The organism is Pseudomonas sp. EL_65y_Pfl2_R96 (genome assembly GCF_963970905.1).
Taxonomy (GTDB): domain Bacteria; phylum Pseudomonadota; class Gammaproteobacteria; order Pseudomonadales; family Pseudomonadaceae; genus Aquipseudomonas.
In genome coordinates, this window is sequence record NZ_CAXAQH010000022.1 from 40,288 (window position 1) to 52,621 (window position 12,334).

A 12,334-nucleotide genomic window follows, 5' to 3' on the forward strand; every position below is an offset into this window, starting at 1 on the left:
GACTACTCTCCACCAAGATCGGAAAAGGGTTTAAGCCCACTCAATAGTCCATATAAACCGTGCAACGGCACGGGCAGCCAAGTGGGGCGATTTTCAGCCTCATAGGCCACCTCATACGCCGCCTTCTCCAGACCGAACAACGCCAGCGCAGCGTCCTCGCCTTCAGGATCTTGCCATGCATGAGCAAGACTAGCTGCCGCCAGCCGATAAGCGTCGACAAATGATTGTCGCGCCTCTTTCAAATAACGCTCGGCGACGCGTTGACGCGCCATCCGGGCGTCGGGGGTGTTGTCGACATTCTGCACATTGATCATCATCGCCGCGGCGTAATCGAAGGAGCGCAACACGCCGCTGACATCTTTATAAGGGCTGTGTTTGCCCCGGCGTTCATGCAGCGGTCGCGCCGGTTCACCCTCAAAATCGATCAGGTAGGCATCACCCTTGATCACCAGCACCTGCCCCAAATGCAAGTCGCCATGGACGCGAATGCGCAATCCGCCAGCCGCCTTTTTCCCCAGTTCCTGAACATGACTGAGGATGGCTTTTTTGTTATCCAGCAATCGACCGACCAATGCCTGGTCCACCGCGTTCAGTTCGGTTTGATGCTGCTTGAGCAACTTCAGCGCGTGCTCCAATTGCGCCGTCACATCCTTGGCCGAGGCCAGGGCATCTTTCTGGGTAGTGACCTGTGGCGCAAAATCCGGGTCGGCACTCGGGGCCGCCAACACCTGATGCATTTCCCCCAGGCGCTGGCCAAGCATGCTGGCGAAATCCTTCAGTTCGCCGAGGGCGTTGTAGTGCTGCTCCTGCTCGGACACGGCATTGGCGAGTTCGTCGCGAAGCGCCCGTTCGAGGTTGTTCTGCGTCCATTCCCACGCATCGCCCTGATTACTCAAATAGCCTTGGGCAATCATCAACAGCGTGTCCTCGCCCGCCGCATCGCGACGTATCACCGCCCCCAGCAGCGGCGAAATATTGGCAAAACCGGCGTGGGTCAGGTAGGCGCTCATTTCCAGTTCCGGGTGCACGCCTGACGCGACCTTGCGGATCAGTTTCAGCACCAGACTGCCGCCGATCACCACCGAACTGTTGGATTGCTCGGCGGACAGGTAACGCACCTGCGACTCGGCGCTCAGTCCCAGTCTGGCCAACTCTTCGGTAGGTTCGAAACGGATCTCGCCGCCATCAGACGGCAACACCGTGCCGGCCTGCATGCCCTGCAACACCGCATGAACAAAGCTGTCGAGGCTGAAGGCGTCGGTGATCAAGCCGACCTGCCGACCGCGCCGGACCCTGGCCAGCGCCAATTGCTGCGGCAACGCCGCGCCGACCTGCTCCTCGGAGATAAAACCGAATGGCAACTGATAGCGGCTGGTCTGACCGCCGCTGGTGACATCGATTTCACCCAACAGCACTGGATGCTGCGGGTCGCCGAAGCGCACGCCGTAGGCGAGGTTGACGCTATCAATGGTGCCGTCCTTGCCAGCGAACCAGCGGCGGTTCTGCAACCAGCTTGGCAGGATGCCCTGTTCCAGCGTGTGACGGGACGGCGCTTCGAGTAGCTCTTCCATGCGTTTCTTCAGCACCAGGGTGGTGAAGTCCGGCAGGCTTTGCGCCGGTTCCACGTGCCAACTCGGCATCTGGTTTTCCGCCGCCAGCCCGAACCAATAGAAGCCGTAAGGCGCCAGCGTCAGCAGGAAATTCAACTGGCCGATCGGCGGGAATGCATTGCCGCCGAGCATCTCCACCGGAACCATGCCGACGTATGCCGACAGATCCAGTTCCGCCGCTTGCGCGCTGCGGGACACGTTGGCCACGCACAAAATAATCTCGTGTTTGCCGTCCGGACCGGTGAATTCGCGGGTATAAGCCAGAATTCGTCGATTGCTCGGCGAGAGCATCTTCAACGTCCCGCGACCGAAGGCCTTGGACTGCTTGCGTATCGCGAGCATGCGCCGGGTCCAGTTCAACAACGAATGAGGGTCGCCAGCCTGGGTTTCGACGTTGACAGACAGGTAGCCGTATTGCGGGTCCATGATCGGCGGCAACACCAGGCTGGCCGGGTCGGCGCGGGAGAACCCGCCGTTACGGTCGATCGACCACTGCATCGGTGTGCGCACACCGTCGCGGTCGCCGAGGTAGATGTTGTCGCCCATGCCGATTTCATCACCGTAATACAGGGTCGGCGTGCCGGGCATCGACAGCAGCAGGCTGTTGAGCAATTCCACGCGGCGACGATCGCGCTCCATCAACGGCGCCAGACGCCGGCGAATCCCCAGGTTGATCCGCGCCCGACGGTCGGCCGCGTAGTAATTCCACAGGTAATCGCGCTCCCGGTCGGTGACCATTTCCAGGGTCAGCTCATCGTGGTTGCGCAGGAAAATCGCCCACTGGCAGTTGGCGGGGATTTCCGGGGTCTGACGCAGAATGTCGGTGATCGGGAAGCGGTCTTCCTGGGCCAACGCCATGTACATGCGCGGCATCAACGGGAAGTGAAAGGCCATGTGGCATTCGTCGCCGTTCTGGCCGCTGGCATCGGTGTTGCCAAAGTACAGCTGAGTGTCTTCCGGCCACTGATTGGCCTCGGCCAGCAACATGCGGTCGGGATAGTTTGCGTCGATCTCGGCACGGATCTGCTTGAGGACATCGTGGGTCTCGGGGAGGTTTTCGTTGTGGGTGCCGTCGCGCTCGATCAGGTACGGGATCGCATCCAGGCGCAAACCGTCGATGCCCATGTCGAGCCAGTAACGCATCACCGACAGCACCGCTTTCATGACTTGCGGGTTGTCGAAGTTCAGGTCTGGCTGGTGGGAATAGAAACGGTGCCAGAAGTACTGACCGGCCACCGGGTCCCAGGTCCAGTTGGACTTTTCGGTGTCGAGAAAGATGATGCGGGTGCCGTCGTATTTCTGGTCGTCATCGGACCAGACGTAGAAGTCGCGGGCCGCCGAGCCGGGCTTGGCCTTGCGCGCGCGCTGGAACCACGCGTGCTGGTCCGAGGTGTGGTTGATGACCAGTTCAGTAATCACCCGCAGGCCGCGTTTATGGGCCTCGGAAATGAACCGCTTGGCATCGGCCATGGTGCCGTAGTCAGCGTGCACGCCACGGTATTCGGCGATGTCGTAGCCGTCGTCACGTCGTGGCGAGGGGTAGAACGGCAACAGCCAGATGGTGTTGACGCCAAGATCGGCGATGTAATCGAGTTTGGCGATAAGGCCGGGAAAGTCGCCGATCCCGTCATTGTTGGAGTCGAAAAAAGACTTAACGTGAACCTGGTAGATCACCGCATCCTTGTACCAGAGCGGGTCCTTGATGAAGGTGGCTGACCTGGGTTTCTTCGCCATTTGAAACTCCTGTTAATACTAGAGAACGCCTTGGCCGAGATCGTTCCCACGCTCTGCGTGGGAACGATCATGACGGTGCGGTAATCCTCCAAATCCCGAACGGCAGGTGCCACGGCTCGATCCGCATGAACTGGTACTTGCCGTGCCAGGTCCAGCGATGGCCGCTCATCAAGTCTTCACCCTGGGTGCTGGCGTCGTCAGGCAGGCCCATTTCCCACAGCGGCAATTCGAAATTCGCTTCCTGGGCGTTGTGCGGATCGAGGCTGACGGCCACCAGAATGAAATTGCTGCCATCAACGCTGCGTTTGCCGAAGTACAGAATGTTGTCGTTCCAGGCGTTGTAGACCTTCAGGCCCAGGTGCGTGTGTAACGCCGGGTTCTGCCGACGGATACGGTTGAGCTGGGCGATTTCGGCAATGATGTTGCCCGGCGCGTTGTAATCCCGTGGGCGGATTTCGTACTTCTCGGAATTGAGGTACTCCTCCCGCCCTGGCACCGGCGCCGCTTCACACAGTTCGAAACCCGAATACATGCCCCACAGCCCGGAGCCCATGGTCGCCAGCGCGGCACGAATCAGAAAGCCGGCACGCCCGGACTCATGCAGGAACGCCGGGTTGATGTCTGGCGTGTTGACGAAAAAATTCGGCCGGTAGCATTCCCGCCATGGCGACTCGTTGAGTTCGGTGAAATAGGTCGCCAGCTCGGTCTTGGTGTTGCGCCAGGTGAAATAGGTGTAGCTCTGGGAGTAACCGACCTTGCCCAAACGCGCCATCATCGCCGGCGTGGTAAAGGCTTCGGCCAGGAAGATCACCTCGGGGTACAGCGCTCGCACATCGGCGATCAGCCACTGCCAGAACGGCAACGGTTTGGTGTGAGGGTTGTCGACGCGAAACAGCTTCACGCCCTCCTCGACCCAGCCCACCACGATGTCCCGCAACTCGGTCCACAGGCTGGGAATCGCGTCCACGGCATAGAAATCGACGTTGACGATGTCCTGGTATTTCTTCGGCGGGTTCTCGGCGTATTTGACCGTGCCGTCCGGCCGCCAGTTGAACCAGCCCGGATGTTGTTTGAGCCACGGGTGATCCTGGGAACACTGAATCGCAAAGTCGAGGGCCACTTCCAGCCCATGCTCGGCGGCGGCCGCGACCAGCCGGCGAAAGTCCTCGCGGCTGCCCAGTTCCGAGTGAATCGCCTCATGCCCGCCCTCTTCGCTGCCGATGGCGTAAGGGCTGCCCGGATCGTCAGGGCCGGCGGTCAACGAATTGTTCGGGCCTTTGCGGTAGCTGCGGCCGATCGGGTGAATCGGCGTGAAGTACAGCACGTCGAAGCCCATGTCCTGGATCATCGCCAGCCGCGCATGCACATCGTTGAAGGTGCCGTGACGGGCCGGGTCATTGGTGATCGAGCGCGGAAACAACTCATACCAACTGGCGAACTGCGCCAACTCCCGCTCCACGTCCACCGGGTATTCAGGGCTCAGGCTCAGGAAGGGACGATGGTCGGCCCGGGCCATCAAGTCCGCGCTGTGTTGGTGCAGAAACAAGGCGACCTGCTCGGTTTCGAGCAGACTGGACAGCTCATGGTGCAACGCCGCCAATTGTTCGCTGAGTTGGCCGTCGCTGCGTTCGGCCGCCTGCTGGACGTGAGTGCGCCCTTCCTGCAACTCCAGGCTGACCGAGACGCCAGCAACGTGCTTTTTTTCCAGCTCATAACAAAAGCTGGCGTACTGATCGATCCAGGCTTCGAGACAGAACGCATAGCGGCCCTGCTGCTCGACACGGAACTGGCCCTGCCAGCCGTTATTGCCCAGCTCGGCCATCACCTCGCTCTGCCAGGTGTCGTCGCCCTCGGCACGCCAGCGAATGCGCACGGCCAGTTTGTCGTGACCGTCGGCAAATACCTTGCTGGTCACCACCACGTCCTGACCGACCACGGCTTTAACGGCGAATTGCCCGCCATCGAGGGTCGGCATGGTGTTTTCGATCACGATCCGCGGCAGCAGTAAGGCCTGCGACAGCGGTATATGGGGGTTGTAGCTCAGCTCTGTGGGTTTTTCAGCAGTCATCGAGCATCTCTCCTTTACGCCCCAAGGACGCTCTTGTGCCTGGTCGTCGTTCACGCGGAGCGGTCTGCCCCGACATGAACTCACTTAAGTTCCGAGCCGCAGGCACCGGTAAAAGTTCAGAGGGATTTGCCAAGTCTTTCGGGGAATCAAATTCCCCGCGTACAGGTCAACCAACTTAAGCACGACTCACGCCATCTGCCACTGTAGACGGTCGTGAACCCATGAACCGATGGGCGGGGGGCGGTCCTTTTACAGCAGGGTGCCCGCCATTAATCGGTTGCACAGAACGATAACCGACAGATGGGTCCTAACCCTTAAGAATCCGTAGAAAAGGGACACCCCCATGACCGTGCGCATCGACAACCAGACCTGCTTTTTCATCACCGAGAACAGCGAAGAAATTCGTCTTTGCCCCGATGTCACCATCATCACCGACGGGGAAAAATCCATGTCGGCGGTCGACCTCGACGGCCAGCGCTTCTACATCACCGAAGCAGAAGCCGATGCATTGACCGTAGCAGGCGCCGTGGACGGTCGCCGGCACTTGAAGGCCACGGACAGTGATTCGGTGATTTGACTGACCCGCACAATACACGCCGCAAACACCTGCCACAGGCGTTTGCAGCCCGCCCTTGCGGGTGCATCAAGTTGTCGCAGGCGGGTGCGGGCAATCCATCTGATCCGCTTTTTATTGCGTTAGCTGAGTCTGTTATGCAAACAGATCGCTGGTCATAGTGCTCAGGCCTGATGGAGGCTGATGAGCGAAAGACCATGAGCAATAGAATCCCCGTCCGAACCGTTGAGCCTGCCTCATTTATAAAAAGCAATGAGCCCTTGCGTCCAAAGATAAAGGCCAAGTCCAGCGACAACCTGATCCACACCCGCAGCTTCACCGGTTTGTTCCGCACCCTGCGCATGAGCGGCGCGGGGTTTCTGTTTCTGCTGTTCTTCGGCACGGTATGGCTGAACTGGGGTGGTCGCCAGGCGGTGCTCTGGGACCTCTCCGAAAGCAAATTCCACATCTTCGGCGCGACCTTCTGGCCACAGGATTTCATCCTGCTCTCGGCGCTGCTGATCATCGCCGCGTTCGGTCTGTTTGCGATCACCGTGTTCGCAGGCAGAGTCTGGTGCGGTTACACCTGCCCGCAGAGCTCCTGGACCTGGATCTTCATGTGGTGCGAAAAAATCACCGAAGGCGAACGCAACCAGCGAATCAAGCTGCAAGCCGCTCCCTGGGGCCTGAACAAACTGCTCCGCCGCTCGGCCAAACACACCTTGTGGCTGGCGATCAGCCTGCTCACCGGCTTGACCTTTGTCGGCTACTTCACGCCGATCCGGCCCTTGGCCGAAGAACTGCTGACCTTGCAAATCGGCGGCGTCAGCCTGTTCTGGGTGCTGTTCTTCACCGGGGCCACTTACATCAACGCCGGTTGGCTGCGCGAAGCGGTGTGCATGCACATGTGCCCGTATGCGCGGTTCCAGAGCGTGATGTTCGACAAGGACACCCTGACCATTTCCTACGACGTGGCCCGCGGTGAAAACCGTGGCCCACGCAAACGTGAGGTGAAACCTGCCGAGGTCGGACTGGGTGATTGCATCGACTGCCAATTGTGCGTGCAGGTCTGCCCGACCGGCATCGACATCCGCGACGGCTTGCAGATGGAATGCATCGGTTGCGCCGCCTGCATCGACGCCTGCGATTCGATCATGGACAAAATGGGCTACGCCCGTGGGCTGATCAGCTACACCTCGGAGCATCAATTGCAAGGTGGCAAGACCCACCTGCTGCGCCCGCGGCTGATCGGTTACACCATGGTGCTGCTGGTGATGATCGGCGCCCTCGCCCTGGCGCTGGTGGAACGGCCGATGGTGTCGCTGGACGTGAGCAAAGACCGTGGCCTGTTCCGCGAGAACAGTGAAGGCCAGATCGAAAACATCTACAGCCTGAAGGTCATCAACAAGACCCAGCAACGTCAGGATTATCAATTGACGCTGGTCGATGGCGACGGCTTCCAGTTGCAAGGCAAGACCGAACTGAGCCTGGCCCCCGGAGAGATCGTCGACGTACCGGTATCGGTGGCGATGACCACGGAACGGCCGAGCAGCAGCTCACAGACGATCAGTTTCAAGATTGTCGACAGCGATGAGCCGGACATCTACAGCGTGGCCAACAGCCGGTTTGTTGCACCGATGAACCGTTGAGCCTTTAAGATGCAGTCCTTTGTCAGATGCGGTCCCCTGTGGCGAGGGAGCTTGCTCCCGCTGGGGTGCGAAGCGCCCCCAAAATTTTACGACTGCTACGCAGCCGAGCGGGAGCAAGCTCCCTCGCCACAACAGTGCACAAACTTGAATAACTTCAAACCGGGCCTTCGATGAAACGCTACGAAAAATTCGCCGACGACATCGCTGAACTGATCCGCTCCGGCGTTCTCGGCCCCGGCCAGCGGGTGCCGTCGGTGCGCTACGCCAGTCAGACCTACGGCGTCAGCCCGTCCACGGTGTTCCAGGCCTATTACCTGCTCGAACGTCGCGGCCTTATCCGCGCCCGGCCGCGTTCCGGCTACTTCGTCAATGCGCATGCACCGAGCCCGTTCTCGGAGCCGGTGATCAGCAGCCAGGTCAACGAGTCCACCGAAGTCGACGTCAGCGAGCTCGTGTTCTCGGTGCTGGACTCGATCAAGGACCCGACCACCGTGCCCTTCGGCTCGGCCTTCCCCAGCCCCACGCTGTTCCCGCTGCAACGGTTGTCCCGCTCACTGGCCAGTGCCGCCCGGGAGATGGACCCGCGCATGGTGGTCACCGACATGTCACCGGGCAACCCGCAGTTGCGCCGACAAATCGCCCGGCGCTACATGGTCGGCGGGCTGATGCTGCCGATGGAAGAACTGCTGATCACCAACGGTGCGCTGGAAGCACTGAACCTGTGCCTGCAAGCCGTGACGGAGCCTGGCGATCTGGTGGCCATCGAAGCCCCGGCGTTTTACGCCAGCCTGCAAGTGCTGGAACGGTTGAAACTCAAAGCCGTGGAAATTCCCGTCCACCCGCGAGACGGCATTGACCTCGGCGTATTGGCGCAAACCCTGGAACGGCATCCGATCAAGGCCTGCTGGTGCATGACCAGTTTCCAGAACCCCATGGGCGCGACCATGCCCGAGGCGAAGAAGCAGGAACTGGTGGAGCTGCTGCGCAGCCATCAGGTGCCGCTGATCGAGGATGACGTTTACGCCGAACTCTATTACGGCCAACAGGCGCCAAAACCGGCCAAGGCTTTCGATACCGAAGGGCTGGTGATGCACTGCGGTTCGTTCGCCAAGAGCCTGGCCCCCGGTTACCGCATCGGCTGGGTCGCCGCCGGGCGCTATGCGCAGAAGATCGAACGCCTGAAACTCATGACCTCGCTCTGCGCCTCGATGCCCGCCCAGGCGGCCATCGCCGATTACCTGCAACACGGCGGCTACGACCGACACCTGCGCAAACTGCGCTACGCCCTGGAAGAACAGCAAAGCGCCATGCTCGCCGCCATCGCCCGCTACTTCCCGGCCCAAACCCGCGTCAGCCAACCGGCCGGCGGCTACTTCCTGTGGCTGGAGCTGCCACCGCAGATGGATTCGCTGAAGTTGTTCCAGATGGCATTGGCGCAAGGGATCAGCATTGCCCCAGGGCCGATCTTTTCACCGACCCAGCGGTTCAGGAATTGTATTCGGTTGAATTACGGCAGCCCGTGGACTGAGGATTCGGAAAAGGCAATGGAGACGTTGGGGAGGATTGTGCGGTCGTTCTAAGGGCTCAATGGCGTCTGAGCTATCGCCTTCGCGAGCCCGCTCCCACAGGGGTCGGTGGTGTTCACAAATGACGTGTTCACCAACGCCCCCTGTGGGAGCGGGCTTGCTCGCGAAGAGGCCAGATCAGACAACAAAGCATCTTAACGATTAACGCCCACCACCGAGGTCGACGAAAGTCCCGGTCGCATACGACGCTTTATCCGACAACAACCACACAATCGCCTCCGCCACTTCATCCGGCCGCCCACCGCGCGCCATTGGTATTGCCGACTCAAGCTTGCTGACCCGGTCCGGATCACCGCTCAAGGCATGGAAATCGGTGTAGATGTAACCTGGGCGCACGGCGTTGACGCGAATCCCCTCGCCCGCCACTTCCTTGGACAGACCGATGGTGAAGGTGTCCAGCGCGCCTTTGGACGCGGCGTAGTCAACGTATTCGCTGGGCGCGCCCAAGCGAGCGGCGACCGACGATACGTTAACGATGCTGCCGCCCTGCCCGCCGTGTTTGGGCGACATGCGCAAAATCGCGTGTTTGGCACAGAGGATCGGTGCCAGGACGTTGGTTTTGAGGATTTTCAGAATACGGAACTCAGACATTTCGTCGATCCGCGACTTTTGCCCGACGGTGCCGGCGTTGTTGACCAGTGCGGTGACGCGGCCCAGCTCGGTGTCCACCCGGTGAAACAGTCCGATCACTTCGTCTTCGATGCTGACGTCGGCGCGCACCGCGATGGCTTGGGCGCCGAGCGCACGTACTTGCTCGAGCACACGTTGTGCCGCCTGTTCGTCGGACTGATAGTTGATACAGATCCGATAGCCAAGCTCTGCGGCCAACAGGGCCGTGGCGGCGCCGATTCCGCGGCTGGCGCCGGTGATGACGATGACTTTGTCCATGCTGGCTTTCCCCCATTTGTAGCGTAAGCAGTCGGGGCCAAGGATAACCGCCATCGGCGGGTTTTGCATGGGCCTGCGTCAACCCTGTGGCGAGGGGGCTGCCCCCTCACCACGGGGGTCCATCAGCTGGTAGTCAATTGCTCCCCGCGGTGAATGTCGATCATGAAGCGATCGGCCGGCAGCGGGTGCCCGAGCAGGTACCCCTGCAACGAGTCGCAGCCCAGCCGGGTCAGGAAGTCTTGCTGGACATCGGTTTCCACCCCTTCGGCCACGATTCGCAAGCCCAGCGCCTGACCAAGGGCGACGATGGCCGAGACGATAGCCGCGTCGTCGCTGTCGTGCTCCAGATCGCGGACGAATCCCCGGTCGATCTTCAGCTCATTGGCCGGCAAACGCTTGAGGTACATCAAACTCGAATAGCCGGTACCGAAGTCATCGATGGACAGGTCGACGCCCATTTCCGAGAGTTCCTGCAGCACCGTCATGCTCGCATCGGCATCGTTCATGGCGGTGGTTTCGGTGATTTCCAGGGTCAGGCTGTTGGCTGGCAAATGATGAGTCGCCAAGGCTTTGGCAACGCTCTGGACCAGCCCTGCGTGGCAGAACTGCAAGGACGACAGGTTCACCGAGATGCGCCAGTCGGTGTAGCCGAGCACGTACCACTCGCGCATCTGACGGCAGGCTTCATTGAGCACCCACTCGCCAATCGCAATGATCAGCCCGGTCTTTTCCGCCAGGTCGATGAACGTGTCCGGCAGCAACATGCCCTCGGTCGGGTGCATCCAGCGCAGCAACGCCTCGGCACCGACAGGGCGACCGTTGGCGGCATCGAACTTGGGCTGATAATGCAGGCAGAACTGCCCGTGCTCCAGCGCCGCGCGCAGATCCTGCAGCAGCTGCAATTGCTTGCGGGCGTTGCTGTTCATCGAGGCGTCGAAGAAGCTGTAGCCGTTTTTACCGCCGCCCTTGGCGTGATACATCGCCGCGTCGGCGTTCATCAACAGTTCCTGAGCGCTCTGGCCGTTGCCCGGGTACAGGGCGATGCCGACGCTGGCCGAAATCTGCAAGTCATGTTCGGTCACCCGGAACGACCGCGCGATCAACCCGACCTGGCGTGCGGCGAGGTTCAGCGCATCGTTCGGCTCATTCAGGCGCACCAGCAGCACGAATTCGTCGCCGCCGATCCGCGCCAGGGTGTCCTGGCTACGCAAGTCTTCACGCAGGCGCAGTGCAACTTCGCGCAACAGCTGGTCGCCCATGTGATGGCCGAACGCATCGTTGACCGGTTTGAAGCCATCCAGATCAATGAACATCAGCGCAAAACAGCCACCCTGATCCTGCACTTTCGACATGGCCTGATCGATACGGTCGGCGAGCAGCATGCGGTTGGGCAAACCGGTCAGGGTGTCGTGCAGGGCCAGTTGAGTGAGTTCGCGGTTGGCCTCTGTCAGCGAGCGGGCGAGGTCAGCGGTGCGAGCCTCCAGGCGCGCATCGAGGATCGAGGTCAGCAAGGCGATGCTCAATACCGCCAGAGTGGTGATCAGCACCAGGCTGTCCAGACCCTTGCCGTTCAAGCCACGGATGGCCGCGCCACAGAAACTGCCGTCGGCAAAGCGCGCCGCGGCCATGCCGGTGTAGTGCATGCCGACGATGGCGATGCCCATGATGATCGCGGCACCGCCACGGATCAAGCGAACATACGGTGCGTGCCGACGCAGGCGGAACGCGATCCATAACGCCGCGCCCGACGCGCCGACGGCAATCAGCAGCGATGCACTAAACAGGGCGGGGTCGTAATCGATGCCCGGCTGCATGAGCATGGCGGCCATGCCGGTGTAATGCATGGCACTGATGCCAGCGCCCATGACCAGCGCGCCGAACGCCAGTTGCCAGGCGGGCAGTCGTGGCTGACTGACCAGCCACAGGGCAAAGCCGCTGGACAGGACTGCGATCAACAGCGACAGCGCCGTCAGGGTGGCGTCGTAACCCAGATCGATTGGCAATGTGAAGGCGAGCATGCCGATGAAATGCATCGACCACACGCCGATGCCCATCGCAAAAGAGCCGCCCGCCGTCCATAGATGCACGGCTCGGCCCGTGGCCGTGGCGATGCGGCCGGTGAGGTCGAGCGCAGTATAAGAGGCCAGTATCGCCACGCAGAGCGATATGAAAACTAATGTAAGGGAATAGCTACCGATGAGCATGGGACTTCTCGCAACGCCCCCGCATCCGTTCTCGGGGAGCAA

7 protein-coding genes are annotated in these 12,334 nt (G+C 60.8%); 3 read left to right on the plus strand and 4 right to left on the minus strand.

Features of this window, described 5'->3' with window-relative positions:
* Positions 1-2: 2 nt before the first annotated feature.
* Both treS and AACY49_RS20645 read right to left on the minus strand, forming a co-directional pair.
* Entirely contained in the window at positions 3-3,344 is a 3,342-nt protein-coding gene (gene treS, locus AACY49_RS20640) for a maltose alpha-D-glucosyltransferase (protein WP_339526083.1), read from the minus strand.
* A 67-nt stretch (positions 3,345-3,411) separates the two neighbouring features.
* Positions 3,412-5,412, minus strand: a complete 2,001-nt coding sequence (locus AACY49_RS20645; protein ID WP_339526085.1) for an alpha-1,4-glucan--maltose-1-phosphate maltosyltransferase — start codon at positions 5,410-5,412, stop codon at positions 3,412-3,414.
* A 343-nt stretch (positions 5,413-5,755) separates the two neighbouring features.
* Between AACY49_RS20645 and AACY49_RS20650 the strand changes: the two genes are divergently transcribed.
* The 3 genes from AACY49_RS20650 to mapR all read left to right on the plus strand — a co-directional run bounded on the left by AACY49_RS20650 (position 5,756) and on the right by mapR (position 9,194).
* The gene (locus AACY49_RS20650) at positions 5,756-5,989 is read left to right on the plus strand and encodes a DUF3203 family protein (RefSeq protein WP_258696010.1); all 234 of its coding nucleotides are present in this window, start codon (positions 5,756-5,758) and stop codon (positions 5,987-5,989) included.
* A gap of 194 nt (positions 5,990-6,183) precedes the next feature.
* Entirely contained in the window at positions 6,184-7,614 is a 1,431-nt protein-coding gene (ccoG, locus tag AACY49_RS20655; protein WP_339526087.1) for a cytochrome c oxidase accessory protein CcoG, read from the plus strand.
* Positions 7,615-7,784: 170 nt separating this feature from the next.
* A complete protein-coding gene (gene mapR, locus AACY49_RS20660) occupies positions 7,785-9,194 on the plus strand; it encodes a GntR family transcriptional regulator MpaR (protein WP_339526089.1) in 1,410 nt (469 codons plus the stop codon).
* A 147-nt stretch (positions 9,195-9,341) separates the two neighbouring features.
* Here the strand turns inward: mapR and AACY49_RS20665 are convergent, their stop codons facing one another.
* On the minus strand, positions 9,342-10,088 hold the full coding sequence (locus AACY49_RS20665) for an SDR family oxidoreductase (RefSeq protein ID WP_258696012.1): 747 nt from the start codon (positions 10,086-10,088) through the stop codon (positions 9,342-9,344).
* 122 nt (positions 10,089-10,210) lie between these two features.
* Positions 10,211-12,292 (minus strand): putative bifunctional diguanylate cyclase/phosphodiesterase, encoded by a 2,082-nt coding sequence (locus AACY49_RS20670; RefSeq protein WP_339526092.1) that lies wholly within the window; start codon positions 12,290-12,292, stop codon positions 10,211-10,213.
* Between the last annotated feature and the right edge of the window lie 42 nt (positions 12,293-12,334).